At 71.3% G+C, this 25,200-nt stretch carries 25 protein-coding genes and 1 pseudogene; 15 read left to right on the top strand and 11 right to left on the bottom strand.

Features of this window, described 5'->3' with window-relative positions; genetic code table 11:
• Window positions 1-3: 3 nt before the first annotated feature.
• A complete protein-coding gene (locus tag OG194_RS17760) occupies window positions 4-768 on the bottom strand; it encodes a hypothetical protein (protein ID WP_327401829.1) in 765 nt (254 codons plus the stop codon).
• Between the two features lie 283 nt (window positions 769-1,051).
• On the opposite strand from OG194_RS17760, the gene purN reads away from it, so the two are divergent.
• A complete protein-coding gene (gene purN, locus OG194_RS17755) occupies window positions 1,052-1,681 on the top strand; it encodes a phosphoribosylglycinamide formyltransferase (RefSeq protein ID WP_327401828.1) in 630 nt (209 codons plus the stop codon).
• Window positions 1,678-3,252, top strand: a complete 1,575-nt coding sequence (gene purH / locus OG194_RS17750) for a bifunctional phosphoribosylaminoimidazolecarboxamide formyltransferase/IMP cyclohydrolase (protein WP_327401827.1) — start codon at window positions 1,678-1,680, stop codon at window positions 3,250-3,252. The genes purN and purH overlap by 4 nt, the downstream gene beginning before the upstream one ends.
• 78 nt (window positions 3,253-3,330) lie before the next feature.
• Here the strand turns inward: purH and OG194_RS17745 are convergent, their stop codons facing one another.
• The 6 genes from OG194_RS17745 to OG194_RS17720 form a co-directional block, all read right to left on the bottom strand.
• Window positions 3,331-3,801 carry a hypothetical protein gene (locus tag OG194_RS17745; RefSeq protein WP_327401826.1) on the bottom strand — a complete coding sequence of 157 codons (471 nt, stop codon included), beginning with the start codon at window positions 3,799-3,801 and terminating at the stop codon, window positions 3,331-3,333.
• A gap of 74 nt (window positions 3,802-3,875) precedes the next feature.
• Window positions 3,876-4,814, bottom strand: a complete 939-nt coding sequence (locus tag OG194_RS17740) for a hypothetical protein (protein ID WP_327401825.1) — start codon at window positions 4,812-4,814, stop codon at window positions 3,876-3,878.
• A gap of 93 nt (window positions 4,815-4,907) precedes the next feature.
• Window positions 4,908-6,503 (bottom strand): protein kinase domain-containing protein, encoded by a 1,596-nt coding sequence (locus tag OG194_RS17735; protein ID WP_327401824.1) that lies wholly within the window; start codon window positions 6,501-6,503, stop codon window positions 4,908-4,910.
• Window positions 6,500-7,258: an FHA domain-containing protein gene (locus OG194_RS17730; RefSeq protein ID WP_327401823.1), complete on the bottom strand. Its 759-nt coding sequence runs from the start codon at window positions 7,256-7,258 to the stop codon at window positions 6,500-6,502. The genes OG194_RS17735 and OG194_RS17730 overlap by 4 nt, the downstream gene beginning before the upstream one ends.
• A 97-nt stretch (window positions 7,259-7,355) precedes the next feature.
• Window positions 7,356-7,775 (bottom strand): ATP-binding protein, encoded by a 420-nt coding sequence (locus OG194_RS17725; protein ID WP_327401822.1) that lies wholly within the window; start codon window positions 7,773-7,775, stop codon window positions 7,356-7,358.
• Window positions 7,772-7,981 (bottom strand): hypothetical protein, encoded by a 210-nt coding sequence (locus tag OG194_RS17720; RefSeq protein WP_327401821.1) that lies wholly within the window; start codon window positions 7,979-7,981, stop codon window positions 7,772-7,774. Before OG194_RS17720 ends, OG194_RS17725 begins: the two co-directional genes overlap by 4 nt.
• Window positions 7,982-8,108: 127 nt before the next feature.
• Here OG194_RS17720 and OG194_RS17715 point away from each other — a divergent pair, with 127 nt between their 5' ends.
• Together OG194_RS17715 and OG194_RS17710 are read left to right on the top strand one after the other, a co-directional pair.
• The gene (locus OG194_RS17715) at window positions 8,109-8,960 is read left to right on the top strand and encodes a helix-turn-helix domain-containing protein (protein WP_327401820.1); all 852 of its coding nucleotides are present in this window, start codon (window positions 8,109-8,111) and stop codon (window positions 8,958-8,960) included.
• A gap of 19 nt (window positions 8,961-8,979) precedes the next feature.
• Window positions 8,980-9,075 (top strand): annotated as a pseudogene (locus tag OG194_RS17710) (DUF397 domain-containing protein); the annotation flags it as partial.
• A gap of 74 nt (window positions 9,076-9,149) precedes the next feature.
• Here the strand turns inward: OG194_RS17710 and OG194_RS17705 are convergent.
• Window positions 9,150-9,737, bottom strand: coding sequence for an RDD family protein (locus OG194_RS17705; RefSeq protein WP_327401819.1), 588 nt, complete (start codon window positions 9,735-9,737; stop codon window positions 9,150-9,152).
• 244 nt (window positions 9,738-9,981) lie between these two features.
• On the opposite strand from OG194_RS17705, the gene OG194_RS17700 reads away from it, so the two are divergent.
• From OG194_RS17700 to OG194_RS17675, 6 genes are all read left to right on the top strand, one after another.
• Complete coding sequence (locus OG194_RS17700; RefSeq protein WP_327401817.1) at window positions 9,982-10,836, top strand: bifunctional methylenetetrahydrofolate dehydrogenase/methenyltetrahydrofolate cyclohydrolase; 855 nt, start codon at window positions 9,982-9,984, stop codon at window positions 10,834-10,836.
• A 127-nt stretch (window positions 10,837-10,963) separates the two neighbouring features.
• A complete protein-coding gene (locus tag OG194_RS17695; protein ID WP_327407118.1) occupies window positions 10,964-11,437 on the top strand; it encodes a DUF3017 domain-containing protein in 474 nt (157 codons plus the stop codon).
• Between the two features lie 253 nt (window positions 11,438-11,690).
• The gene (locus OG194_RS17690; RefSeq protein WP_327401816.1) at window positions 11,691-12,173 is read left to right on the top strand and encodes a helix-turn-helix domain-containing protein; all 483 of its coding nucleotides are present in this window, start codon (window positions 11,691-11,693) and stop codon (window positions 12,171-12,173) included.
• A 93-nt stretch (window positions 12,174-12,266) separates the two neighbouring features.
• The gene (locus tag OG194_RS17685; protein ID WP_327401815.1) at window positions 12,267-13,448 is read left to right on the top strand and encodes a helix-turn-helix domain-containing protein; all 1,182 of its coding nucleotides are present in this window, start codon (window positions 12,267-12,269) and stop codon (window positions 13,446-13,448) included.
• A gap of 330 nt (window positions 13,449-13,778) precedes the next feature.
• Entirely contained in the window at window positions 13,779-14,768 is a 990-nt protein-coding gene (locus tag OG194_RS17680; RefSeq protein ID WP_327401814.1) for a malate dehydrogenase, read from the top strand.
• 154 nt (window positions 14,769-14,922) lie between these two features.
• Window positions 14,923-15,699, top strand: coding sequence for a hypothetical protein (locus OG194_RS17675; RefSeq protein WP_327401813.1), 777 nt, complete (start codon window positions 14,923-14,925; stop codon window positions 15,697-15,699).
• Window positions 15,700-15,713: 14 nt separating this feature from the next.
• Here the strand turns inward: OG194_RS17675 and OG194_RS17670 are convergent, their stop codons facing one another.
• Together OG194_RS17670 and OG194_RS17665 are read right to left on the bottom strand one after the other, a co-directional pair.
• Window positions 15,714-16,403, bottom strand: coding sequence for a siderophore-interacting protein (locus OG194_RS17670; RefSeq protein ID WP_327401812.1), 690 nt, complete (start codon window positions 16,401-16,403; stop codon window positions 15,714-15,716).
• A 42-nt stretch (window positions 16,404-16,445) separates the two neighbouring features.
• Window positions 16,446-17,855 carry an MFS transporter gene (locus tag OG194_RS17665; RefSeq protein ID WP_327401811.1) on the bottom strand — a complete coding sequence of 470 codons (1,410 nt, stop codon included), beginning with the start codon at window positions 17,853-17,855 and terminating at the stop codon, window positions 16,446-16,448.
• A 93-nt stretch (window positions 17,856-17,948) separates the two neighbouring features.
• Here OG194_RS17665 and OG194_RS17660 point away from each other — a divergent pair, with 93 nt between their 5' ends.
• Window positions 17,949-18,905 carry a LysR family transcriptional regulator gene (locus OG194_RS17660; RefSeq protein ID WP_327401810.1) on the top strand — a complete coding sequence of 319 codons (957 nt, stop codon included), beginning with the start codon at window positions 17,949-17,951 and terminating at the stop codon, window positions 18,903-18,905.
• 36 nt (window positions 18,906-18,941) lie between these two features.
• On the opposite strand, the gene OG194_RS17655 is transcribed toward OG194_RS17660, so the two are convergent.
• The gene (locus OG194_RS17655; protein ID WP_327401809.1) at window positions 18,942-19,841 is read right to left on the bottom strand and encodes a bifunctional helix-turn-helix transcriptional regulator/GNAT family N-acetyltransferase; all 900 of its coding nucleotides are present in this window, start codon (window positions 19,839-19,841) and stop codon (window positions 18,942-18,944) included.
• 154 nt (window positions 19,842-19,995) lie between these two features.
• On the opposite strand from OG194_RS17655, the gene OG194_RS17650 reads away from it, so the two are divergent.
• The 4 genes from OG194_RS17650 to OG194_RS17635 all read left to right on the top strand — a co-directional run bounded on the left by OG194_RS17650 (window position 19,996) and on the right by OG194_RS17635 (window position 25,187).
• Complete coding sequence (locus OG194_RS17650) at window positions 19,996-21,756, top strand: hypothetical protein (protein ID WP_327401808.1); 1,761 nt, start codon at window positions 19,996-19,998, stop codon at window positions 21,754-21,756.
• Window positions 21,757-21,825: 69 nt separating this feature from the next.
• Window positions 21,826-22,179 (top strand): hypothetical protein, encoded by a 354-nt coding sequence (locus tag OG194_RS17645; RefSeq protein ID WP_327401807.1) that lies wholly within the window; start codon window positions 21,826-21,828, stop codon window positions 22,177-22,179.
• A gap of 22 nt (window positions 22,180-22,201) precedes the next feature.
• A complete protein-coding gene (locus OG194_RS17640; protein ID WP_327401806.1) occupies window positions 22,202-23,455 on the top strand; it encodes a hypothetical protein in 1,254 nt (417 codons plus the stop codon).
• Between the two features lie 205 nt (window positions 23,456-23,660).
• Window positions 23,661-25,187, top strand: a complete 1,527-nt coding sequence (locus tag OG194_RS17635; RefSeq protein WP_327401805.1) for an aldehyde dehydrogenase family protein — start codon at window positions 23,661-23,663, stop codon at window positions 25,185-25,187.
• Window positions 25,188-25,200 lie beyond the last annotated feature (13 nt).

Here is a 25,200-nt window from a genome sequence, read left to right as displayed (position 1 = left end):
CTGTCAGTTGGCGGTTCCCAGGAACCCCCGCAGCTCCTTGGGCAGCAACTGGTTGCAGGACTGCTTCGCCTCGTTCGTGAGGGCGTCGTTGGCGCAGGTGTAGTAGTCCTTGTAGGCCAGCTGCGCGACGAACATCGCGGCGACCAGGGCGATGGCGAGGGACGCGGTGACCAGGCCGCTGATCGCCGCCGTCGTCTGCGGGCGGGTCTGCGTCTCGGGCACCGCCGGGGTGTCCGGGTCGGGCGTGGGGGGCTTGGCGCGCAGGGCGCTGCCGCCCCAGTAGAGGGCGAGTGCGCCGAGCAGCAGGGCCACGTACGGCCAGCTGAAGAGGGCGAAGAAGAAGGCCCACATGCCGCTCAGCAGGGCGTAACGGGCGCGGCGCTGGGCCGGGTCCGTCGGGTCCCAGCGCATGCCGCCCTGGCCGGGGCCGCCGTTGCCCGGGCCCTCGGGGCCGCCCTGTCCGGTGGGCCCGCCGGGCCGGTCGCCGAAGTTGCCCGACGAACGCCCAGGCTGCCGGTCGCTCCACTGACTGCCCCACGGCGAGTGACCGCCGTCACCCTGCGGGGCGTCGCCGTCCTCGCCACTCTCGGGGCGCCGCGGCTGCCACGGCCGGTCCGGGGTGCCCTCGGGCGGCGGCGCGAAGGGATTGTCGTCCTGCCCCGCACCGCTCTTCCCGTCCGAGGGCGCGTCGGGCGGCGACGAGGGCCGCTCCCGGAGCAGCACCGACTGCGGCGGGAACGTGAGAAGTCGCAGACTGCGGTCCGGCATCAAATGAGCGTCTTCCCCTTGTGGATGTGCTTGGTGGATACGTCTCTCCGACACGAGCCGGCAGTACGTGAACGCCTCGCACGACAACGGCGTTCCCGGACCCGCTCTCCCCAGACGCTACCTTCCGGCCACGCCCCCGTCCCGTGGGGGCTGTCCGGTGTGCCGGTATCGTTGCTGACGGTCGGCCGCTTCGTAGACTTCCCCGTATCCCGGGGCGCGAAGCATTCGTATGAACGCACGAGCCGGCCGTGTTGAAGACGCTCCCCCGAGAAAGGGCCCCGCCGTGGCCGCCAAGCCCGTGGCCAAGCGCCTCGTCGTGCTGGTCTCCGGATCCGGTACGAACTTGCAGGCGCTCCTCGACGCCATCGAGACCGTCGGCAGCGAGGCGTACGGAGCCGAGATCGTGGCCGTCGGCGCGGACCGCGAGGGCATCGAGGGGCTCGCCCGCGCCGAGCGCGCCGGGCTGCCCACTTACGTGTGCAAGGTCAAGGACTTCGGGACGCGTGAGGAGTGGGACGCGGCCCTCGCCGAGGCCACCGCCGCGTACGAACCCGACCTGATCGTGTCGGCCGGGTTCATGAAGATCGTGGGCAAGGAGTTCCTGGCCCGTTTCGGCGGCCGGGTCGTGAACACGCACCCCGCCCTGCTGCCCAGTTTTCCGGGAGCCCACGGCGTACGGGACGCGCTCGCGTACGGCGCCCGGGTCACCGGCTGCACCGTCCACTTCGTCGACGACGGCGTCGACACCGGGCCGATCATCGCTCAGGGCGTGGTCGAGATCCTGGACGAGGACGACGAGAGCGCTCTGCACGAGCGCATCAAGGAAGTCGAGCGCACGCTGCTCGTCGATGTCGTGGGGCGGCTCGCCCGCAACGGCTATCGCATTGAGGGACGAAAGGTAGTTATCCAGTGACCGCCGAGAACATCGAGAGCGGCAAGCGGGCCATCCGTCGCGCGCTCGTCAGCGTCTACGACAAGACCGGCCTGGAGGAGCTGGCCCGCGGCCTGCACGAGGCGGGCGTGGAGCTCGTCTCCACGGGCTCCACCGCCGCCCGTATCGCCGCCGCCGGTGTCCCCGTCACCAAGGTCGAGGAGCTGACCGGCTTCCCCGAGTGCCTGGACGGCCGGGTCAAGACCCTGCACCCCAAGGTGCACGCCGGCATCCTCGCCGACCTGCGCCTGGAGAGCCACCGGCAGCAGCTCGACGAGCTGGGCGTGGCCCCCTTCGACCTCGTGGTCGTCAACCTCTACCCGTTCCGGGAGACCGTCGCCTCGGGCGCGTCCCCGGACGAGTGCGTCGAGCAGATCGACATCGGCGGCCCGTCGATGGTCCGCGCCGCCGCCAAGAACCACCCGTCGGTCGCGGTCGTCACCAGCCCCGCGCGCTACGCCGACGTCCTGAACGCCGTACAGAACGGCGGTTTCGACCTCTCCACCCGCAAGCGGCTCGCGGCGGAGGCCTTCCAGCACACGGCGTCGTACGACATCGCCGTCGCCGGCTGGTTCGCGAGCTCTTACGCGCCCGTGGACGACTCGCTGTTCCCGGACTTCCTGGGCGCCACCCTGGAGCGCAGGAGCACGCTCCGGTACGGCGAGAACCCGCACCAGCCCGCGGCCCTCTACGTCGACGGCACGGGCACGGGCCTCGCCGAGGCCGAGCAGCTGCACGGGAAAGAGATGTCGTTCAACAACTACACGGACACGGACGCCGCCCGCCGTGCCGCGTACGACCACGACGAGCCCTGTGTCGCGATCATCAAGCACGCCAACCCCTGCGGTATCGCGGTCGGTTCGGACGTCGCCGAGGCGCACCGCAAGGCGCACGCGTGTGACCCGCTGTCGGCGTTCGGCGGTGTGATCGCCGTCAACCGGCCGGTCAGCAAGGAGCTGGCGGAGCAGGTCGCCGAGATCTTCACCGAGGTCATCGTCGCGCCGGACTACGAGGACGGCGCCCTCGAAACCCTCGCCAGGAAGAAGAACATCCGGGTTCTGAAGACCCCGGCCGCACCCTCCCACCCGGCCGAGGTCAAGCCCATCGACGGTGGCGCCCTGCTCCAGGTCACCGACCGCCTCCAGGCCGACGGCGACAACCCGGTCAACTGGACGCTGGCGACGGGCGAGGCGCTCTCCGCGTCCGACCTCGCCGACCTCGCGTTCGCGTGGAAGGCCTGCCGCGCGGTGAAGTCCAACGCGATCCTGCTGGCCAAGGACGGTGCCTCGGTCGGCGTCGGCATGGGCCAGGTCAACCGCGTCGACTCCGCGAAGCTGGCCGTCGAGCGGGCGGGCGAGGAGCGGGCGCGGGGTTCGTTCGCGGCCTCGGACGCGTTCTTCCCGTTCCCGGACGGGCTGGAGATCCTGACCGCGGCCGGCGTCAAGGCCGTTGTCCAGCCGGGCGGTTCGGTCCGCGACGAGCTGGTGGTCGAGGCCGCGAAGAAGGCGGGCGTCACGATGTACTTCACGGGGACGCGGCACTTCTTCCACTGACGGGTCGCGCACGCGCCAGGAGTACGGGGCTCCCGCACAGGTCGACCTGTGCGGGAGCCCCGTCGGTCGTTCGGTGGATCAGGTGAGCCAGACCGAGCAGGAGGCGGACGTCACCCACCTGTGGGAGCGGATGTTGTTGTCCACGACGAAGCCGTTGCTGAAGTAGTTGTCGGTCAGGTTGTCCGCGAAGTACTCGTTCGGGGACAGGCAGGTGTAACCGCCGCCGTAGCCGGCCAGGTACCAGAACTGGACGACGTCGTTGCCGCCGGTGTAGCCGGCGTTCATGACGGACGACGCCCGGTCCCAGACACCGGCGAAGCCGCCGCCGGCCGCGTTCCAGTCGCTGTCGCTGCCGGCCGTCACTCCCAGGAGCGTGCCCTGGCAGTCCAGGCCGTCCCAGGCGTAGACGTCGCCGTTGCGGCCCGGCCACTTGTTGTTGCAGCCGGTGGCCTGGACGCCGGTGTCGGACGCCTGGGCGGCCGTGGCGGGCACGCCGAGCCCCAGGGCGGTCAGGCCGATGACGGCCGCCGCGATCGCGAGCTTGCGCATGGTGGATCCCCCTTGTTTCCGTTGTTTCCGTGTGGGTGGTACGGGTCTGCGGATGGATGTCGTGCGAGTCCGCGTCAGGCGCGTTGCGGCACGATCCGCACCGCGCGGTCGTACGCCTGCCGCTCAAGGCGCCGGTAGGTGTCGAGCGCCTCGCCGTAGCGGCCGGGCAGCCGGTCGACGTAGTACGTCTCCCGGGCCGTGGCCACGGTCTTCAGGGAGGTCGCGCGGGCGCACGTGGCGTCGGCGGCCGCGGTCCTCCGTTCGGTCGCGAACGCCTTGTCCGCGTCGTCGGTGCCCAGGCGGGCGGTGTTCTCCCGCACCGCGTCCCGGGCGGCCTGGGGGTCGGGATAGGACAGCCCGGCCCGTTTCACGCACCGCGACCAGGCGCTTACGGCGGTGGTCAACTGCCGGTCGCGGAGCAGGTTTTGGTCGTACAGGGCGGGCAGGCCGGTCGCGGTCTTCGAGGCGCGGAACCAGTCGGCCGGGTCGCCGTAGAGCGCCTTCTCGGCAACCTTCGTGCAGCCGCCGAGGCGGGTGCGGACCTCCTGGCCGCCGCCGGGCAGCCGGGCCGAGAGGACCTGGACGTCGCCGCCGCCGTCGAGTGCCTTGTCGAAGGCGGTCCGGCGCGTGGCGGACAGGCTCTGGCGGTAGGCCGCGATGGGGTTGTGCAGGCGCAGCCGGTCCTGTCGCGCCTCGATGCGGCCGCCGTAGCCGTACTCGCGGGCCCACCCCACGTCGTCCTGTACGTACCGCACCGGCAGGCTCTCGCGCAGGGTCAGCGTGCGGTCCTCCCAGTACGCGAACCCGTGGCTGTTCATGCACCGCCTGGTCAGGCGCTGTTGGGCGTCGCCGATCCGGAGTTCCTGCTGCCAGGTCAGCGGCCGCGGACCGGACTGGTCGGCCGCCGTGCCGGCCGGCCCCGGGGTGCCGGAGTCCGGGCCGTGACCGCATCCGGTCACGACGGCCCCCGTCACCGCCAGGGCCGCGCACAGCGAAGCGAACGCACGCTTCATGAAACGCCCCCGTTTCCCCCTGCCACCCCGTCCAGGGCGGCACTCACACCGTGGGGCACGCAGGCCGCGCGGGGTACCTGGGAACTCTGAGGGTCACGGTCCGCCGAGAGGCGTGTACTCCGTGAGGTAGTGCGCGACGCGGTCGGCGTAGGCGCGGTTCTTCGGGGGAACGCCGCCCGTGTCGTTCACTTTCTTGTACGACGTCCGGTAGGCGGCGGCGATCAGCACGCGGCGGTCTCCGGGCAGCGAGGCCTTCAGTCCGCTGTCGATGAAGCACAGGTAGCGGCCCATGGCCGGGATCGACTGGGCCGGGGTCAGGGGCGGGGCCGGGGTCGCGGAGGCCGGGGCGCCGTCGGCGCGGATCCACCAGCGCAGGACGGCCGGTGTCCAGCGGGCGATGCCGTACTCGCCGCCGCCCGGCACCGACGGGTCCGAGAGGTCCGGGTCGAAGTTGCTCTCCGTCTTCAGCATCGCCGCGACGAGGGCCGGGGTGACCTCCGGCAGGGCGCACTGGTGGGCGGAGTCGACGATCAGCTCGCGGTACCGGACCGGGACGCCCTTGTCGGTGCGGAGTTCGGCGGCACCGTACGCGGCGGGCGAGCCCGTGGCGTCCGGGGTCGTGGTCGTGCCCGATCCGGCCCAGGTGCTGATGCCGTAGCCGGCGGCGGCGACGGCCACCGTGGCGATCACCGAGCCGACGGTCACGGCGGTCCGGCGGCGCTGCGGCACCGGGCCGCGCGACAGCCGGGGCGAGGTGCCCGTGCCGGCCGCCGACTCGACGCGGCGCAGCAGGGCGGCCGTGGCGATGCGGTCGGCGTGGGTGCGGGTGAGGCAGTCGCGGACGATCTCCCGCCAGGCGTCGGGGAGTTCGGGGGAGAGCCGTAACTCGTCGGTGCCGGTGGCGTAGGAGGCCGCCGCGTCCCGGCGGGCCGCCGGGGTGGTGCCGGGGAGGGGGAAGGAGTCGGCGAGGACGAGGTGGGACAGGACGCCGAAGGCCCAGACGTCCGCGGAGGGGCGGATACGGCGGCCGCGTTCGTCGACCTCCGACCAGAGGACTTCGGGGGGTGTGTAGTCCGGGGTGGAGAACGCCGGGGTGTACGCGTGCGTGCCCTCCAGTTCCGCCGCCATGTTGAAGTCCGCCAGCCGTGCCGAACCGTCCTTCATCAGCAGGACGTTGGCCGGTTTCAGGTCACCGTGCACCCAGCCGGCGCGGTGCAGCTGGGCCAGCCCCTCGCAGATCTGCGCGAGGAGGACGGGTCCGGCGGCGGGGCGCGGGGTGCCGGACAGCAGGGACGCCAGCGATCTCTCCGCCTTCTCCAGGACGAGCACGGTGGCGCCGTCGAGGGCGGGGCGGGACGGGTCGTCGACGGTGAGGGTGTCGTACATCCGGATGAGCCGGGGTCTCTTCAGGCGCCGGTGCAACTCGACCTCGCGCTCGACGAGTTCGCGCAGATGGGCGAGTTGGCGCGGGGTGCCCGTGCCGGTCGGCAGGAACTTCAGGGCGGCGGTGCGGGGGAGTTCCTGGCCCTGGTCCGGGGGGAGGTTCTGGTCCCGGCCCTCGCCGGGTGCGTCGGCGGTGCGCCGGGCCTCGTAGACGCTGCCGAACGCGCCCGTGGCGATCGGTGCCCGCACCTCCCACACGCCGACGCGGTAGCCCCGGGGGACCTCGACGGCGTACGGCTCGGTCACCGGGCCGACCGGCCCGTCGGCGCGGCGGCGAGGACGAGCAGGTCGTCCTCCCGGACGAGGTCGAAGCGGAGAGCCAGCGACACCAGGGACTCCTTCTTGCCGTTGAGGCGCGGGCCCTGGTCCGCCTCGTCCGGGCCGGGCTTCAGGCGCAGCTTCACGGCCAGGTAGTCGATGTTCCACTGGACCGAAGTACGGGACGCGGCGGGCCAGTTGGGGCGCAGCCGGTCGACGACCTGGTCGACCGTGGGCAGCGGGGCGTGCGGTTCGCCGCGCAGGCGGGGTTCGCACAGGGCGGCGAGGACCGCGAAGTAGCGCTTGGTGCGGTCGACGGAGAACGCGGGCGCGGTGGTCCCGCCGACAGCGTTGTCGCCGCCGGCCTCCGCGTGCAGGTAGTCGTGGCGGGGCGCCCACACCTCGATGGGGAGCAGGTCACCGGCCGCGGGCAGCACGATCCGCGAGAACTCGAAGGGGACGGGTGCGTCCAGCCGCCCCGGTCCGACCTTGATGTGCTCGCCCGCGCCCTCCGGGTTCTCGACGACGTACGTCTGCTCCCGGCTGAGGTTGCTGAGCGTCCAGAACGCGCCCTGGGCGCCGATCTCACCCGCCCGGCGCGAGACGCCCTCGTGCGCGATCGGCAGGTCGGCGCCGCACCCGGCACGTCCGAAGGTGAGCCGCTCGCCGGGGGCGAGCCGGTGCTGGGTGCGGTTTCGCTCGTCCTCCGAGGTGGGCGGAGGTACCACGACGATGCTGTACAAGGTGCGTCTCCCCGTGCCCGACAGCTACCGGTGTCAGGGTAGGGCGACGTACCGGGCCGGTGTCCCCCTTGTGCGGCCGAGACCCGGGCGCTGGCGCTTATTGGCGCGAACTGTTCAGTGGGGCGGGGCGGGCTCCGGAGCTGAAGTCGGCCTCGGGCGGGGGGAGTTCGCACCACACCGTCTTGCCCTCGGGCCCCTGTTCCACGCCCCACCGCGTAGCGAGCGCGTCGAGCAGCACGAGCCCGCGGCCGTTCTCGTCGCCGGGCCCGGCCGCGCGTACGACGAGCCAGGCGTACGGTTCCGGGTCCGTGACGGCGACTCGGGTACGGCCGTCGGTGTGGGTCACTCTCAGGGTCACCGGGGTGCCCTCGCCGATGTGCCGGATCACGTTGGTCAGCAACTCGCTGACACAGAGCTGGACTTCGGGACACGGGACGCCGAGATGCGCGCGTACGGCACGGCGGGCCTCCGGCACCACCATGGGTACGGCGAGGAGTTCCAGGACGAGCGGAGTCACCGGCCGGCCGCCTTGAGGAGGGCGGCGGTGAGGGCCCTGGCGGTGTCGAGGTTGCAGTTCCCGAGTTCGACGAGCGGGGGGCCGTAGGTCTGGACGACGGAGGGGAGGTCGAGGCCGAGGGACGGCAGGATGATCCCGTTGGCTTTCAACGCGGCCTGGAGTTCGGCCACTTCGCTGTTGGCCTCGTGGGAGAAGTGGCTAGTCATGCCCCTACGCCTTTCTCTGCGCGCGTCGTGCGCTCCGTGACGAATCCCTCACACAATGGCGTCAAATCTCGTACCGTGACAGTGGTTTGGATTGCACACGGGAACTGGGAAATGACGGTGGTGATTCGTGCCGGTACGCAAAGAGCCCGACGCGTCGGCGGACGTTCCCTCTTTTTACGGCGCCGAGTTGCGCTTCAAGAGGGAAGAAGCGGGGCTCACGCTCAAGGAGTTGGTGGAGGGAAACTACCGGGGCATCTCGCTCCTGAGTCAGGTCGAGCGCGGTGAGCGGCGGATGCCGCTGGATCTGGCCCGGCACGTCGACAAGGTGCTGGAGACCGACGGTTTTTTCGAGCGGCGTTGTGAAGACGTACAGAAGGCGAAGCAGTCGGGGCACGCGGAGTACTTCGCGGATGCCGCGGCGATCGAGAGGCACGCGGCCTCGATCGAGGACTGGGGGCCGATGCTGCTTCCGGGGCTGTTGCAGACGGAGGCGTTCGCCCGGAAGGTCGTGACGATCGGTAGCCCCTGGCTGCGGCCCGAAGCCGTCGAGAAGCAGGTCAAGGCTCGCATGGACCGGGCCAAGGTCTGGCGAGCGGAGGACCGGCCGGAGATCTGGACGATCGTGCACGAGAGCCTGATCCGCAGGCCGCTGCTGCCGTCGGAGGAGATGGCCGTCCAGTTGGAGCACGTCGCACACGTGATCCGCTCCACGCGGGGCGTTCTGCAGATCCTCCTGGAAACGCTGGCGGCCCATCCGTTCATGATGGGCATGGTCAAGGTGATGACCTTCCCGGACGCACCGCCCGTGGTGTACACAGAGGGCCTCCACACCGGCCAACTGATCGACTGCCCGAGCCTGGTGACGGACTACCGCCGGTCGTACGACCTGCTCCGGGCCGTGGCCCTACCTCCGGAGACGTCCTTGGACATGGTCGAACAAGCGGCGGACGACCACCGGAACGGCAAGCTCAGGGCCTGACGTCCGCGACGACCTCCCCGGCCTCGTCCCCGTCCGGGACTCCAAGGTCCCCCATGGCCCCGCGCTCCTCATCCCCGCCCCCGCCTGGACCCCCTTCGTCGACGGGCTCAAGTAGCGGAGCTCAAACGCCCCGGGGCCGGGTCACCACCTGGTGACCCGGCCCCGGGGGCGAACACGCGAACAGGCGGACTACTGCGTGCGGATCACGATCGAACCGCAGACCTTGTCCGCGAACGTCTGACGCTTCGCGTCCCACGCCGGCCACAGCCAGCCGAGGTAGCACGCGAGGCTGTCGAGGAAGTGGGCGAGGCGGCGGACGAACGCCATGCCGACACCGAGCGGCTGGCCGTCGCTCTCGCGGACCAGGCGGATGCCCAGCGCCTGCTTGCCGACGGTCTGGCCGGTGCGGCCCTCGCGGATCAGCTGCCAGATGGCGAGGGCGACAAGAGCGAGGCCACCGATGGCCAGCAGCACCCCCTTGCCCTGGCTGACGATGACCAGGATGTACGGCACGATGAAGACGAGGATGTCGACCAGGGTGCCGAGGAAGCGCTGGCCCCAGTTCGCGTACGGCGGGGTCGCGCCGTAACCGGCCTGCTGGTAACCGGGGTACGCCGGCTGCTGCGGGTAGCCGTAGCCCTGCTGCGGCGGGACACCCTGGGGCGCGCCCTGCGGGTAGCCGTAGCCCGGCTGGCCCTGGGGCTGCTGCGGCTGGCCGTAGCCCTGCTGGGGGTTCTGCTGCGGCTGTCCGTAGGGGTTGTTCGGGTCGTAACTCATGACGGGTTTTCCTCCGTTGGCAATGCGGGGACGATGCGGATCGCGCGGAGGAATGTCACAAGATGAGCGGCTTGCCCCCCAACACCTACCGCAGTACTGCGGCGTTCATCGTTCTAGTCGAGGCTGGAATTTGTCCAGCGGCATTCCATAGGTGTTGTGTAAGTGCAACATCAGTGATCATGGCGATACACCCGGGGTGTACCCGGATTGGAACCCGGAGGGCGTCATCCGCGAGGATGGGTCCATGACCGCCCAGATTCTCGATGGCAAGGCCACCGCAGCCGCGATCAAGTCCGATCTGACCGCCCGCGTGGCGGCGCTGAAGGAGAAGGGCGTCACGCCCGGCCTCGGCACGATCCTGGTCGGGGACGACCCCGGCAGCCAGAAGTACGTCGCCGGCAAGCACCGGGACTGCGCCCAGGTGGGCATCGCGTCCATCCAGCGCCAGCTGCCCGCCACCGCCTCGCAGGAGGAGATCGAGGCGGTGGTGAAGGAGCTGAACGAGGACCCCACCTGCACCGGGTACATCGTCCAACTCCCGCTCCCCAAGGGCATCGACGAGAACCGCATCCTCGAACTCATGGACCCGGACAAGGACGCCGACGGCCTCCACCCGATGAACCTCGGCCGCCTCGTCCTCAACGAGCCCGCCCCGCTGCCCTGCACCCCGAACGGCGTCCTCACCCTCCTGCGCCGCTACGGCGTGGAGATCAAGGGCGCCGAGGTCGTGGTCGTCGGACGTGGTGTCACCATCGGCCGCCCGATGCCGCTCCTCCTGACCCGGCGCAGCGAGAACGCCACCGTGACCCAGTGCCACACGGGCACCCGCGACCTCTCCTCGCACCTCAAGCGCGCCGACATCATCGTCGCCGCCGCCGGTTCCGCCCACCTGATCCGCCCCGAGGACGTGAAGCCGGGCGCCGCCGTCCTCGACGTGGGCGTCTCCCGCAACGCCGACGGCAAGATCGTGGGGGACGTCCACCCGGGCGTCGCCGAGGTCGCCGGCTTCATCTCCCCGAACCCCGGCGGAGTCGGCCCGATGACCCGCGCCCAGCTGCTCGTCAACGTGGTCGAGGCGGCCGAGCGCAGTGTCGCCTGAAAGCTCTGGAAGCCCTGAGAACCCTGAAAACTCTGAAGGCCCTGCGAGCAAGGACCCCGGTCCCAGTAAGGGTGTGGACGCCGTGGAAGACACCGAGGTGACGGACCCCGCCACGAGCGCGGACGCCGTGGCCACCGTAGCTCCCGGGGACGACGACATCGAGGTCACGGACCCGGTCAGCGCGCCCGACGCCGACGGCAGGCCGCGCCGCGCCACCCGCCGCTTCCCCCTCTTCACCCGGGACACCGCCCGCCCCGAGGGCGGCGGCCGGGCCGCCCCGCGCGACGCCCCGGCCCCGGCCCGCCAGTGGCCGATCCTCGCCATCCTCGGCACGGTCGGCCTCGGCCTCCTCCTGACCGCCTTCGACGTCTTCCGCTACGGCATCCTGCTGATCGGCGCAGCGCTACTGGCCGGCGCCGTCCTGCGCTGGGTCATGCCGGACGTCGGCATGCTCGCCGTACGCTCCCGCTTCACCGACATCGTCACCTACGGCGTGCTCGGCCTCGCGATCGTCCTGCTGGCGCTGATGGCGCAGCCGAAGCCGTGGCTGACGCTCCCGTATCTGAAGGACACCCTGCACTACACCGTCAACAGCAACTAGCTCGCCGCTCCTGGAAGTTCGCGACACACGACGGCGGCCCGTCCTCTCCCCCGAGCAAGGACGCGCCGCCGTCTGCATTCACCGTGGCGCCCGGTGGGGGTCCCGCTCAATACCTGTCAGCGCGCTGTGGCAGGGAGGTGACCGTTTCGCTACGCGCTCCGCACCGCCCGGCGACGAGGGAACCGTTCCCCTTCCGGTGTCGTCATTTCGCTCGGAACGGGCAAGTGGGGCGGGCGCGGGCGATGGAGGTGCGATGGGCGGCTGGCAGCCGCTGCCGGACGAACTCCCGGCGGAGGTGCGGCACTTCGTGGAACAGCTGCGCCTCCTCAAGGACCGCACCGGGCTGAGCCTGGTGGCCCTCGGGGCGCGCACCGCGTACAGCAAGTCCTCCTGGCACCGGTATCTCAACGCCACCCAGCCCCCGCCCCGGCAGGCCGTTCTCGCCCTGTGCCGGGTGGCCGGCGCCGACCCCGAACGCATCGGCGTGCGCTGGGAGTTGGCGGTCCAGGCCTGGCCCCGCCCGGAGACGGTTCCGGTGCAGGGGGAGGGAGCCGGGCAGGCTGGGGACGAGTACCGGGACGACCCGACCCTGCCGTGGTGGGACACCCCGCCGGAGACGTCGGAGAACGGGCACGGGCAACCCGGTGGACGGCTGCTCCGGTATGCGTTGTTGCTGTTGCTTTTCATGCTTCTTACGGCTGTTGTGGGAGTGGCAGCCCTTGTGTCGATGTATTGACAAGTTTGCGGATGTGCAACGAACTCGACCAACAACCGCGTTAGCGTGGGCGATTCAGGGCAGAGGGGGGAAGCAATGCCTCGTTGGAGGGCCTTGCCGGATGAACTCGATCCGCAGGTCAGAGAGTTCGCGAGCCAGTTGCGCAGACTGGTGGACCGCAGCGGCCTGAGCATCGCGGCGGTGGCCGACCGCACGGGCTACAGCAAGACGTCCTGGGACCGCTACCTCAACGGCCGGCTCCTCGCACCGAAGGGCGCGATCATCGCCCTGGCCGAGGTCACCGGCACCAATCCCGTACATCTGACCACGATGTGGGAGCTCGCCGAGCGTTCTTGGAGTCGCTCGGAGATGCGGCACGACATGACCATGGAGGCGATCCGGGTCTCCCAGGCGCGCGCCGCGCTGGGGGAGTTCGGGGCGCCCCCGGCACCAGCGGCACCCGCGAAGGGCGGCAAGCCGGCCCGTAAGGGTGGCGGCGGTGCCACCGCGAGCCCGGGGATCGCGGGCCCGGCGGGAGTGTCCCCGACGGTGCCGCCGCAGCCGGCGGCGCCCGACAGTGACGTAGGGGAAGGTGCTTCGAAGGACGTGCGGGAAGGTCCCTCCAAGGTCGCCAACTCGTGGGGGATAGCCGGGTATTCGAGGCCGAGGCCGTCCGGTGCGGAGGCGGCTGCCGAGACGGCCGCCGTGAAGCCCGAGGTGCCCGAGACGCCGGTCCCGTACGGCGAACCCTCGCAGCCGTCCCGTCCCGCGCCGCCCAATGGGGTGGGTGGTGCCAAGCGGCGGGCACTGATGTTCGGCGCCGGGGTCCTCGGGGTGCTGGTCGTGATCGGGGCGGTGTTCCTCTTCACCAACAACGGCGGCGGCGGGGGCAAGAAGGCCGGTGCCGCGCACACCTCGGCCTCGGCGCCCGCCAGTACGAACGCCGATCTGCCGGCCGGAGTGAAGTGCGTGGGCGCGGGCTGCACCGGCAAGGACGCCGAGGCGATGGGCTGCACCACGGACGCGGGCGCGGTGACCACCGCCAAGACCGCGACCGTCGGGACGACCGTCGTCGAGGTCCGCTACAGCAAGACGTGCGGCGCCGCCTGGGGCCGGATCACCACAGGTGTCGCGGGGGACTCCGTGCAGGTCAGCGCGGGGACCGCCAAGGAGATCGACAGCATCACGGCGTCCGGCGACGCCATCGCCTACACCCCGATGGTGGCCGTGAAGGACGCCGGAGAGGCGAAGGCCTGCGTGACGCTGGCGTCGGGGCAGAAGGGGTGCACCATGTAGTCCGCGTGTGTGGGGATTCTGTGTACGTGCGGAATGCCCACCCGGTATCCGGGGCAGGCGGAAAATACCCCCACGGGATTCCGGACCCCCGGTTCCCCCCACGGCGGTCGTCCGGTGTTCCTCTCCCGAGCCGGACGGCCGCCGCATGTGTGCGTGGACCCTGTTTCTCCGGGGTTCTGTGGGGTGGGCCACACGGACCCGGGAGTCCGGGATCGCGGATGCGCGATAGCCTGACCGGTGGATCTCTTGATGCCAAGAGATCGATCATTTGTACGTCCCGCACCCCGGGGCAGTGCCGCCCCACCGCCAGCTGTCATAACGGAGAACGCCATGACCCGCACTCCCGTGAACGTCACCGTCACCGGCGCGGCCGGCCAGATCGGTTACGCCCTGCTCTTCCGCATCGCCTCCGGCCAGCTGCTCGGCGCGGACGTGCCGGTCAAGCTGCGTCTCCTGGAGATCACCCCGGCGCTCAAGGCCGCCGAGGGCACGGCGATGGAGCTCGACGACTCCGCCTTCCCGCTCCTCCAGGGCATCGACATCACGGACGACCCGAACGTCGCCTTCGCCGGCGCGAACGTCGCCCTCCTCGTCGGCGCCCGTCCCCGCACCAAGGGCATGGAGCGCGGCGACCTGCTCTCCGCGAACGGCGGCATCTTCAAGCCGCAGGGCAAGGCCATCAACGACAACGCGGCGGACGACATCAAGGTCCTCGTCGTCGGCAACCCGGCCAACACGAACGCGCTCATCGCGCAGGCCGCCGCCCCGGACGTACCGGCCGACCGCTTCACCGCGATGACCCGCCTCGACCACAACCGCGCGCTGACCCAGCTCGCGAAGAAGACGGGCACCACGGTCGCCGACATCAAGCGCCTGACCATCTGGGGCAACCACTCCGCCACCCAGTACCCCGACATCTTCCACGCCACGGTCGCCGGCAAGAACGCCGCCGAGACCGTGAACGACGAGAAGTGGCTGGCCGAGGACTTCATCCCGACCGTCGCCAAGCGCGGCGCCGCGATCATCGAGGCCCGCGGCGCGTCCTCGGCGGCCTCCGCCGCGAACGCCGCGATCGACCACGTCCACACCTGGGTCAACGGCACGGCGGACGGCGACTGGACCTCCATGGGCATCCCGTCGGACGGTTCCTACGGCGTCCCCGAGGGCCTCATCTCCTCCTTCCCGGTCACTACGAAGGACGGCGTCTACGAGATCGTCCAGGGCCTGGACATCAACGAGTTCTCCCGCGCCCGCATCGACGCGTCGGTGAAGGAGCTGGGGGAGGAGCGCGACGCGGTCCGCTCCCTCGGCCTCATCTAGTCGTCAGCGGGGAGTCACCCGCGGGGCCGTTCTCGACGGCTCTGTCACGGACTTGCGCGGGCCCTGTTCCGGTTACGGCCGGAGCGGGGCCCGTTTCCGTTTTCGTCGCTACGGTCTGAAGCAGTACGTGGTGGGGTGATTCGGGGGGTTCGTGATGGCTGGTTGGGATGGCTCCGGCTACGGGGGCTTCGGTGCCGAGCGCGGGCCGAGCGAGGAGCGGGGGCAGGCGGCCTGGTCGGTGTGGTCGACGGCGGAGACACAGACTTCGCTGACCCCGCCGGCGTGGGTGTCGCCGTCCGTTCCGACGCGGACTCCGGTTCCTGCGCCCGCTTCCGGCCGTCGTGCCTGGTGGTTGGTCCTCGCGGTGGCTCTCGCGGTAGTGGTGGGCGCGGGTGCCGGTGGCGGGGTCTGGTACGTCACCCACGATCGCGGCACGCACAAGCACGTGGAGATGAGCGCGGGCGCGGCCGGGTCCGGATCGTCGTACCGCACCGCCAAGGACCCCACCGGCTACACCGTTGACATCCCACGAGGCTGGACCCGCGCCCAACGGCAGGGCGCGAAGGCGCCGGTGGTCACTTACGACTCCCCGGACGGCACCCGCCGACTCCAGATCTTCCGGATCACCGAGAACTCCCCGGCCGAGTCCCTCGACCTCGCGGAGAACGACCCCGGCTACGGCTTCGTCCGCCAGCCCGGTTACCAGGTCATCGACCGTGCCACTGGCTCCAGTTGGGCCGAACTCACCTATCGCTACGACGACCGGGACAAGGGCGCCCGTCGGGTGATCGACCATCGCTTCGAGGCGGCGGACGGTTCGCTCTACGCGGTCCGGTCCAGTGGCCCCGAGTCCCTCGATCCCGCGCTGGTCCGCGCACCGCTCACCGCGGCGGTGGACTCCTTCTGCCCGGCGGGTGCGAACTGCCGTTAGGCGAGGGCGGGTTCCTACTCCATCCCCTTCTTCCCCGGCGCCCAGAACGGCTTCGTGAGGACGGAACGCCGGTCCCAGCCCAACTCCCGTACGAGCACCTGCCGGACCTGCTGCACGGTACGGGCCTCCCCGGCGACGTACGCGATGCCGCCCGGCTCGGGAGCGAGCTGTTGTACCGCGTCCGGGAGGGAAGTCCCGCCCCTGGTGAGCCAGTTGAGGCGCTCGGAGTGGGCCAGCGGCAGCCGGTCCCCGTCCGACTCCGTCTCCACGGCGCCGGAGATCCGCGCCCCCTCGGGCAGCGCGGCCAGCATCGCGCCGAAGGCGACCGAGGCCGTCTCCTCGCCGACGAAGACGTGGTGGGAGGCGTCGGGGCGGAGCGTGAAGGTGCCCTCGGGCTTCCGCAGGCGCACCTGCTCGCCGGTGCCGACGCTCTTCCCCCAGCGGGTCCCGGGTCCGTCCTCGGAGTGGTCCAGCACGCACAACTCGACGGCGCCGGACGGGTCGTAGTGCCACACGGAGTACGTGCGCAGGGTCAGGCCGGTGACCAGGACGCGGACCTGCTGGCCGGGGTGGACGTCGAGTCCGGCGAGGGCGTCGCTCTCGATGCGCAGGCGGCGCATGCGGGCGGTGATCGGTTCGGCCGCGGTGACGGTGGCTCGGAGGGTGACCAGGTCGAGGACGGGGTTCAGGAGGGCGGACGGCACAGAGGGCTCCTCAACTGGGCGGCGCGTGTGGGGAGTTGGCGATCAGGAGTGGCGGGCTGGACGCGATAGTACGCGTTCCTCGTCAGACACGATAGTGCGTGTGGTGGTCTTGCGGTCGCGATGGCCGATGATCACGAGTGCGGTGGCCGCGAGGACGATCAGGGCGACCGTGCGCAGGGCCGGGGCCATGCCGTGGGCGAGGTCGGGGTGGGCGGCGAGGATCGTGCCGGTGACCGCCACGCCCAGGGCCGCGCCGAGTTCGCGGGCCGAGGTGCCGAGACCGGAGCCGAGGCCCGTCCGGTGAGGCGGGAGCGAGGTGACGACGCCGACCGTGAGCGCGGGCATGGAGAGCCCGGTGCCCGCAGAGATCACGAGCAGCCAGCAGGCGTACGTCCAGTACGGGGTGCCCGCGTCGGCGGTGGACGCGCCCAGCAGGCCCAGGCCGATGAGGGCGAGACCGGTGCCGATGACCGGGCGGGGGCGGTGCGACCAGCGGACGGCGAGCTTCGGGACGAGGGCCATGCCGATCGTCAGCGGCACGATCGCGACGCCGGTGACGGCGGCGCCGTAGCCCTTGATTCCTTGCAGGTACTGGGAGTTGACGTAGAAGAGGGAGAACAGGCCGAAGAAGCCGGTGGCCGTGCCGAGGGTGGCCGCGCGGAGGGTGGGGGAGGCGAAGACGCGCGGGTCGAGGAGTGGGGTGCGGGAGCGCAGGGCGTGGACGGTGAACGTGGCGATCAGTGCGGCGCCCGCCGCGAAGGCCGTGATGATGCGCGGGGAGGTCCAGCCGTAGGTCGGGCCCTCGATGATGCCGAAGAGGACGGCGACCAGGCCGGTGGTCAGGAGGGCGGTGCCGGTGGGGTCGAGGTTGCTGTGCGCGGACCGTTCCGTGCGGGGTGTGGTGAGGGCGACCGCGAGGGCGAGCAGGGCGGCCAGCGGGACCATCGCCCCGAACAGGGCACGCCAGGACAGGAATTGACCGACCAGGCCGCCGCCGAGGTTGCCGGCGAGTCCGCCGAGGCCGAGCGCGAGGGTCCAACTGCCCATGGCGCGGGCCCTGTTCTCCGGGGCGGACAGGTGCACCAGGATCGACATCGTCGCGGGCGTGATGAGCGCCGCGCCCGCGCCGGACAGGCCGCGGCCCGCGATCAGCGTCGCCGGGTTCTGGGCGAGCGCGCTGGTGGCGGCGCCCGCCGCGAACAGGGCGAGACCGGCGAGCAGCGCGCCCTTGCGGCCGTGCCGGTCACCGAGTGCGCCGGCCGGGATGAGGAGTCCGGCGAAGACGATGACGTAGGCGTCGACCATCCACAGCAGTTCGCTGTGCGAGGGGTGCAGGGAGGACGAACTCAGCTGCGGGATGAGGAGGTTGATGGCGGCGACCATGCTCTGCGCGACGAGGACGCAGGCGCAGAGGGTCAACAAGGTGGACCGTTTCAGGACGTGTGAGGGCACGGCTCCTCCAGGGAGTCCGGTGTGGTGGTGGGTGCCCTGTCACCGTAGGCTCGGGAGTGACCTGCTTTCCAGTGCAGCCTTTGCAAGGGGCGAATGCGTGTGACGCAATCCGTGAGTTCTGTGAATTCCGGCGGTCCGGGGAGCCTGGACCTCAATCTGCTGGTCGCCCTCGACGTGCTGCTGGAGGAGCAGAGCGTGCAGGGTGCCGCGCACCGGCTGCATCTCTCCGAACCGGCGATGAGCCGCACCCTGGGCCGGATCCGAAAGGCGCTCGGTGATCCCGTACTGGTCCGCGCCGGGCGGAAGATGGTGCCCACGCCGCGCGCGCTCGCCGTACGGGCGGAGGTGAGCGCGGTGGTGGAGCGGGCCCGCGCGCTCTTCGCGCCCGGCCGGGACACCGATCTCAGGACCGTCAGCCGTACGCTCACGATCATCGGCCACGACTCGTTCCCCGCGCTCCACGGCGCCCGGCTGCTCGCCCGCGCCGCCGCCGAGGCGCCCGGCATCCGGGTCCGCTTCCTCGCCGAGAGTCATGTGGACACGCCGTTTCTGCGGCAGGGCACCGCCGACCTGGAGGTCGGTGTCGTCGACTCGACGGCGCCCGAGGTGCATGTCGAGATGCTGCACGAGGACCGGATGGTCGGTGTCGTGCGGGCCGGACACCCGTTGCTGGAAGGGGAGTTGACGCCCGAACGCTTCGCCGTCGAGGCCGACCACCTGATCGTCTCGCGGCGGGGCAAACTGCACGGCCCCGTCGACACCCGCCTCGCCGAACTGGGCCTGAAACGACGGGTGGTGGGCACGGTGGGCACCTTCCCCGCCTCGCTCTTCGTGGTGCGCGACACGGACCTGGTCGGCATGATCAGCCTCTGGAGCGTGTCCATCGCCCACTCCCTGGGCCTGGTCACCTTCGACGTACCGCTCCAACTCCCCGTCCTGGAGGTCGGCCTGGCCTGGCACCCACGCCACGACGCCGACCCGGCCCACGCCTGGCTGCGCGACTGCGTGAGGACGTTGCTGGCGGAGGAGATGTCAGCGGGCTCCGGTTAGCCCCTTGTCGAACCGGCTAGCCGCTTCTCGAACCGGCTAACCCCTTCTCGAACCAGCCAGCCGCTTCTCGAACCAGTGGTCCGCGTAGACATGGTCGACGTACGCCGGAATCTCCGCGTACCCGCACGCCCGGTACATCGCCTGCGCCTCCGTGAGCGCCGCGTGCGTGTCCAGTCGTACGACGGTGAAGTCGTGTTCTACGGCGGCCAGTTCGAGCTCCGCGAGGATGCGGCGGGCGAGGCCGAGGCGGCGGGCGTCGGGGTGCACCCAGACGTGCCGGATCTCGCCGACGCCCGGCTCCAGGGTGCGCAGCGCCCCGCAGGCCACGGGCCGCCCCTCCTCGTACGCGACGAAGAACGCGCCCGCGTCCCCGGTGACCTCCTCCGGCCGTACGAGATCCGTCTTGTCGAAGCCCTCCGGGAAACGGGCGTCGATGTCGGCGGCGTAGGCGTCGAGGCAGGAGCGGGCGTCCTCGGCGGCGCCGTCGACGAGGGCGACCGTGATCCCGGCGAGACGGAGGAGGCGTCGGGTGGTCGCCAACGCGTCGGTGAGTTCGGTGCGTTGGGGTGGGGTGAGGGTGGTGAGGAGGCCGGCGGCGAGTGCGTCGGCGCGGCGCTGCTGCTCCTCGACCTCGACGCGGCCGACGTCGGTCAGCTCGATCAGGCGCAGGCGGGTGTCGTGCGGGGGCACGGTCAGCCGGACCAGCCCCTCTGCCTCCAGCGACTTCGCCATCCGGCTCAAGTAGCCCGCGTCCAGGGCGAGTCGGCCGCGCAGTTCGCGCAGCGAGACGCCGTCCCCGATCTCGAAGAGCAGCCGGGCCTCGCCGAGGGGGCGGTCCTGGCCGAGGTAGTGGTCGTCGAGCGCGCCGATACGGCGGGTGAAGTAGCGGTTGAAGTGCCGGAAGGCCGCGACGTCCGCGGGCGACACCGGTTCCATGGCTGGTTTCCCAACGGGCCTCATATTTCTTTGACTTTAGTCAAAGGAGTCGATGGAGTCCATCGTGGCGCAGTGCGGGTCTATGCTGACTCTCTGTCAGTAACTGCTGAGGTGTGATGTTCAGCAGGCAAGTTCCGCGCATCGGGGGAGTCGCGTGAGTACCGCTTTCGTGCCGCAACAGCCACAACCACAGCCGCCTCCCACGCCGCCGCACGCCAGTGAGGCCACCCGGCTGCTGTGTGCGGGCACCTATCTGGACGCCGGGTACCGCGACCGAGTCATCGACGAACTGCACCTCAACGAGCAACGCATCGTGGCCCCTTCGCTCGGCTTCGACGCGGCCCGCGTCCTCGCGCACGCGCTGCGCGCCCGCCGCCAGGAGGTGCAGTGGGCCGGGGCGATCCTCGGTCTGTGGGTGGTGGGCTCGGTGCTCACCGGCTGGTTGCTGACCCTGTTCCTGTTCCCCAGCCTCTACCTCGCGATCGGCGGCTGGATCAGGGGCCGGGCGGCGCATCCGCCGCTGTACCGGCTGGTGGGCGCCTTCCTGTTCCGCTGGTGGGGCCGCCTCATGTTCGCGTTCCTGCTGTTCTTCACGGTGGTCCTGGCCTTCGGCGGCGGCTCGGACGACTCGTCGTCCTACGGTTCGACCTCCGGGTCCTACGGGTCGTACGACTCGTTCGGTTCCTCGGGCTCGTCCGGTCTCTACGGCGACGGCTCCTCCGGCGCCACCGATCTGCTGGTCCCCAGCACCGACGACTTCGACAGCCTGATCAAGCCCTGGCAGGCCTGGCTCACTCTCGCCCTGTTCGCGCTGATCGCGTTCTGCCTGGCGGCCCAACGCGGGCAGTTCGCCCGGGTGTTGGCCGCCGAACTGTCCCCGCAGCGCTTCCCGGACGCCGCGAGCGACCCCGCCGAGCGGGGCGAGGGCCAGCGCTTCCAGCGGCTCAGGAACCGGGTGCGGATCGAACAGCACGCGCCGCTGGTCATGTACCACGAGGCCCGCCCGTTCTGCGGGGCCGGAGTGCCGTACGAGACCTGGGTGCTCGCGGTCGAGATGCGGCCCGACCCCGAGAAGGAACAGCGGCCGATCAGCAACCGCACGGTCCTGGAGACGATCCGCCCCCTGCTCGCCCAACTCCGGCTGCCCGCCGACCACGCCGTCCACCTGGGGCGCGACCGGCTGCGCCGGCTGGAGATCGACGAGTGCGTGTTCCTGCCCGCGGAGGGGCTGTCGCGGCGCGAGGAGGCGCCGTACTACCCGCAGGCCTTCGAGGACCACCGGGCGCGCGCGGTCGAGGAGGGCGCCGAGAAGCGGCGGCACTTCCTGCGCATCCGCGTCGGCGGCTGGGAGGAGGAGCTGGTCGTCACGGTGTTCGTGCGCGTCCACACCCAGGGGCGCATGCTCACCCTGGAGATCGCCCCGCACGTCCTGCTGCCGATCCGCGAGGACTTCAAGAACGCGGACCGTACGGCCCACCGCTTCCGCCACAACAACGCGCTCGGCAAGGCCGCTTGGGCCGTCGCCCGGGTACCCCGCTCCGCGGTCGGCTCCGTCGTCGTCCTCGGTCGTGGCCTGAGCTACGCCTGGCGGCTGCTGACCGGCGGCTACGCGGGCGCGCTGCCCGACGGACCGGCCCTGTCCGTACGGGAGTTGGGCTCGGCGCCGGCCGGGTCCACGTTCCAGGAGATGGACGTCCAGCGGTATCTGCGCAACATGCAGGACCGGGTCGCCAACGGGGTGCGCGACGCGCTCGCCGAAGCCGGCTGTCTGACGGGCGAGTTCGTCAGCAAGGTCACGAACATCAGCAACAACACCGTGCACGCGCACAAGGTGGAGGGCAGCACGTTCGTGGTCGGCGATCACGGGTCCGCGTCCTCCACCCGCACGACGAACTCCACGAACTCCACGGCCTGATGAGCCGCGCGACCCTATGAACCCCGCGACCTGATGAATCTCACGACCTCATGAAGGGACCCTCGACCGATGGCAACGGATGAGCCGAACGTCAGCTTCGGAGACGTCTCCCACAGCACCTTCGCCGTCGGCAGCCACGCGCAGGCCGTCAGTCACCACGGCACGGCACCGCAGCGCGACGAGGCGGCCGAGGAACTCCTGAAGGCAGTACGGGAGTTGCGCGCCGATCTCACCCGGGTGCGCGGCACGGACCGGACGGCGGCGCTGGACGCGGCGCTCGCCGACACGGAGGACGAGATCACCCGCACCGGCGAGGCGGCCCCGACGCGCCGCGAACGCCTCCGGGAACTGCTCGCCGACTCGCAGGCCCTGCTCGGCGTGCTCGCGTCGGCGGGTGCCGTGGCCGGGTTGGTCGGGCTGTGAGTCGGGGCGGGAGAGGGACGCCATGAGCGGGGGACCGGGGCCGCGGTACTGGAACGAGGAGACCCAGCGGTGGGAGGACGGCGACGGTACGGGGACGGGCTCGGGGGAGGGCTTGGGCTCGGGGGCGGGCTTGGGCTCGGGTGCGGCGACGGGCTCGGGTTCCGGTGCGGCGACGGGCCTGGGCTCGGGTTCGGGGGACGTGGCGGGTGCCGGGGCCGTTGGCCCGGAGGCGCCGACAGCTTCGGTGACCCCGCCTCCGGCCCCGCCCTCGCCCTTGCCTCCGCCCTCGCTCCTGCCTCCGCCCCGACCGGACTCCATGCCGGAGTGGTGGGCGGCGGCGGACGCGCCGAGTGAGGCCCGTACGCCGCCCACCCTGCCGCCGGGGCCGGTGCCGGTGCCCTGGCCGGCCGAGGCGGGCACGTGGCACGGGCCGAGCGGCATGGGCGCGGGCAGCGACGCCGGAGCGGGAACCGGCGCCGGCGCCGACCCTGGGCCCGGCTTCTGGCCCTCGCCCGAGCCGCTGACCGGCGTCGGAGCGCCGGTCCCCGGGTGGCCTCGCCCCGGGTTCAGCCGCCGGCTCGTCTGGTCCGTGGTCGTCGGTGCCGCCGTGGTCGGTGTGGCCGTGAGCCTGGTGCTCACCCTCGTGGTCGAGTCGGGGGACGACGACGGCAAGGGCGGTCACACGGTCGCCGCGTCGTCGCCGACGCCCGGCACCTCGGAACCGACGGACGTGTCCCCGTCCCCTTCGACCGACACCGCGTCCCCTTCCGCCTCCACCCCGGAACTCCCCGCCGGCTACCAGTCGCACGAGGACCCCGAGGGCTTCCGGATCGCCTACCCGGACGGCTGGACCCGCTCCACGGTGGCGTCCTCGTACGGCATCGACGTGGTCAACTACCGCAGCGGGGACGGCGAACACCGGCTTCAGGTGTACCAGGTGGCAGAGCCCTCCCCGGCCGCGTCGTTCGAGCTCTACCTCTCCGACGAGACACCCAAGCCGGACGGCTTCCACAAGCTCGGCCTTCAGACCCTCGATGACGGCACCTTCACGGGTTCACGACTGGAGTACACGGCCGGCTCCCTCAAGGGCGAGCCCGACATCGGCACCTGGCATGTCTACGACGAACGCTTCGTCGCCTCCGACGGCACCATCTACGCCGTCGCCGCCTACGGCCCCGACGCGGACGGCCGCGAGGACGAGCTCCAGCTGCTCGCCACGGCGGTGACCTGGTTCTGCCCGCAGGCAGGGACCTGCGACGACGCCTCCGTTAACTGACCCGGGGCCGCACCGTCGCCTTCGTGGCCCGTGCCATCGGCGAGCCTACGTTTCGCCCCATATGTCCACATGTTCAGTGACGCGGCCCACTTTCGGCCATGGATTACGCATGCATACGGACGTCCCGGGCAGGCGCTCGCAGTCCCCGAGAGTGACAGTTAGGTGACGCTGGGGCGCTGAACAGGAACGGAAGGCAATACCGATCATGGCCGACAACACGGAACAGCAGGCGGGGAAGACCATTCACGCGGGCGGGGAGTGGCTCGAAGCGGTCTCCGGCGCCACCCGCGAGATCATCGACCCCGCGGACGCGCTGCCGTTCGCCGTGGTCGCGGAGGGCGACGAGAAGGACACGGACATAGCCGTGGCCGCCGCCCGTGCCGCCTTCGACGGCGGCCAGGGAGCCTGGCCGCTCACCCCCGTCACCGAGCGCGCCGCCCTGCTGCGCCGCGTCGCCGACCTCCTCGTGCGCGACCGCGAACAGCTCGGGCTGCTGGAGAGCCGGGACGCGGGCAAGACCGTAGAAGAAGGTCGTGTCGACATCGACTGTGTCGCCGACGCCTTCCGCTACTTCGCCGACCTCGTCGCGGGTGAGGCCCCCGGCCGGGTCGTCGACGCGGGCACGCCCGAGGTGCACAGCGTCGTCGTGCACGAGTCCGTCGGTGTCTGCGCGCTGATCACCCCCTGGAACTACCCGCTGCTCCAGGCGAGTTGGAAGATCGCGCCCGCCCTCGCGGCCGGCAACACCTTCGTCGTCAAGCCCAGCGAGATCACCCCGCTGACGACGGTCGCCCTGATCGACCTGCTCGTCGAGGCCGGTCTGCCCGCCGGTGTCGCCAACATCGTCACCGGCCCCGGCCACTCGGTCGGCGCCCGGCTCGCCGAGCACCCCGACGTCGACCTCGTCTCCTTCACCGGCGGCCTCATCAGCGGCACGAAGGTCGCCCAGGCCGCCGCCGTGACCGTCAAGAAGGTCGCCCTCGAACTCGGCGGCAAGAACCCCAATGTCGTCTTCGCCGACGCCTGCGCCACCGAGGAGGGCTTCGACACCGCCGTCGACCAGGCTCTCAACGCGGCCTTCATCCACAGCGGCCAGGTCTGCTCCGCGGGCGCCCGCCTCATCGTCGAGGAGTCCGTCCGCGAGCGCTTCGTCGCCGAACTCGCCCGCCGCGCCGAGAAGATCCGCCTCGGCCGCGGCACCGAGGACGGCGTCGAGTGCGGCCCCCTCGTCTCCGAACAGCAGCGCGCCAAGACCGAGTCGTACGTCGCCTCCGCCCTGGCCGAGGGCGCGGTGCTGCGCTCCGGCGGCAAGCGCCCCGAGCCCACCGCGACCCGGCCCGCCACCGGCTACTTCTACGAGCCGACCGTCCTCGACCAGTGCCACCGCGAGATGACCGTCGTACGCGAGGAGGTCTTCGGACCGGTCCTCACCGTCGAGACCTTCCGCACCGAGGACGAGGCGGTCGCGCTCGCCAACGACACCGAGTACGGCCTCGCGGGCGCCGTCTGGACCGCCGACGCGGGCCGCGCGCGCCGCGTCGCCGGACGGCTGCGGCACGGCACCGTCTGGATCAACGACTTCCACCCCTACCTCCCGCAGGCGGAGTGGGGCGGCTTCGGAAAGAGCGGTGTGGGCCGCGAACTCGGCCCCGCCGGACTCGCCGAGTACCGCGAGGCCAAGCACGTCTACCAGAACCTGGCGCCGAAGCCGGTGCGCTGGTTCGCGGGCTGATCCCCCGGTCCCG

Origin of the sequence: Streptomyces sp. NBC_01288, assembly GCF_035982055.1 — a bacterium.
In the GTDB taxonomy this organism is placed as follows: Bacteria; Actinomycetota; Actinomycetes; order Streptomycetales; family Streptomycetaceae; genus Streptomyces.
The sequence above is the reverse complement of the archived record's forward strand: the minus strand, read 5'-3'. Positions and strand labels throughout refer to the sequence as shown.

What these genes read in the sequence shown, in the direction of transcription:
- OG194_RS17760 (WP_327401829.1), bottom strand. Translation starts at nt 768, where the DNA reads ATGCCGGACCGCAGTCTGCGACTTCTCACGTTCCCGCCGCAGTCGGTG.
- OG194_RS17745 (WP_327401826.1), bottom strand. Translation starts at nt 3,801, where the DNA reads ATGCGCAAGCTCGCGATCGCGGCGGCCGTCATCGGCCTGACCGCCCTG.
- OG194_RS17740 (WP_327401825.1), bottom strand. Translation starts at nt 4,814, where the DNA reads ATGAAGCGTGCGTTCGCTTCGCTGTGCGCGGCCCTGGCGGTGACGGGG.
- OG194_RS17720 (WP_327401821.1), bottom strand. Translation starts at nt 7,981, where the DNA reads ATGACTAGCCACTTCTCCCACGAGGCCAACAGCGAAGTGGCCGAACTC.
- OG194_RS17705 (WP_327401819.1), bottom strand. Translation starts at nt 9,737, where the DNA reads ATGAGTTACGACCCGAACAACCCCTACGGACAGCCGCAGCAGAACCCC.
- OG194_RS17700 (WP_327401817.1), top strand. Translation starts at nt 9,982, where the DNA reads ATGACCGCCCAGATTCTCGATGGCAAGGCCACCGCAGCCGCGATCAAG.
- OG194_RS17690 (WP_327401816.1), top strand. Translation starts at nt 11,691, where the DNA reads ATGGGCGGCTGGCAGCCGCTGCCGGACGAACTCCCGGCGGAGGTGCGG.
- OG194_RS17680 (WP_327401814.1), top strand. Translation starts at nt 13,779, where the DNA reads ATGACCCGCACTCCCGTGAACGTCACCGTCACCGGCGCGGCCGGCCAG.
- OG194_RS17675 (WP_327401813.1), top strand. Translation starts at nt 14,923, where the DNA reads ATGGCTGGTTGGGATGGCTCCGGCTACGGGGGCTTCGGTGCCGAGCGC.
- OG194_RS17660 (WP_327401810.1), top strand. Translation starts at nt 17,949, where the DNA reads ATGCGTGTGACGCAATCCGTGAGTTCTGTGAATTCCGGCGGTCCGGGG.
- OG194_RS17655 (WP_327401809.1), bottom strand. Translation starts at nt 19,841, where the DNA reads ATGGAACCGGTGTCGCCCGCGGACGTCGCGGCCTTCCGGCACTTCAAC.
- OG194_RS17645 (WP_327401807.1), top strand. Translation starts at nt 21,826, where the DNA reads ATGGCAACGGATGAGCCGAACGTCAGCTTCGGAGACGTCTCCCACAGC.
- OG194_RS17640 (WP_327401806.1), top strand. Translation starts at nt 22,202, where the DNA reads ATGAGCGGGGGACCGGGGCCGCGGTACTGGAACGAGGAGACCCAGCGG.
- OG194_RS17635 (WP_327401805.1), top strand. Translation starts at nt 23,661, where the DNA reads ATGGCCGACAACACGGAACAGCAGGCGGGGAAGACCATTCACGCGGGC.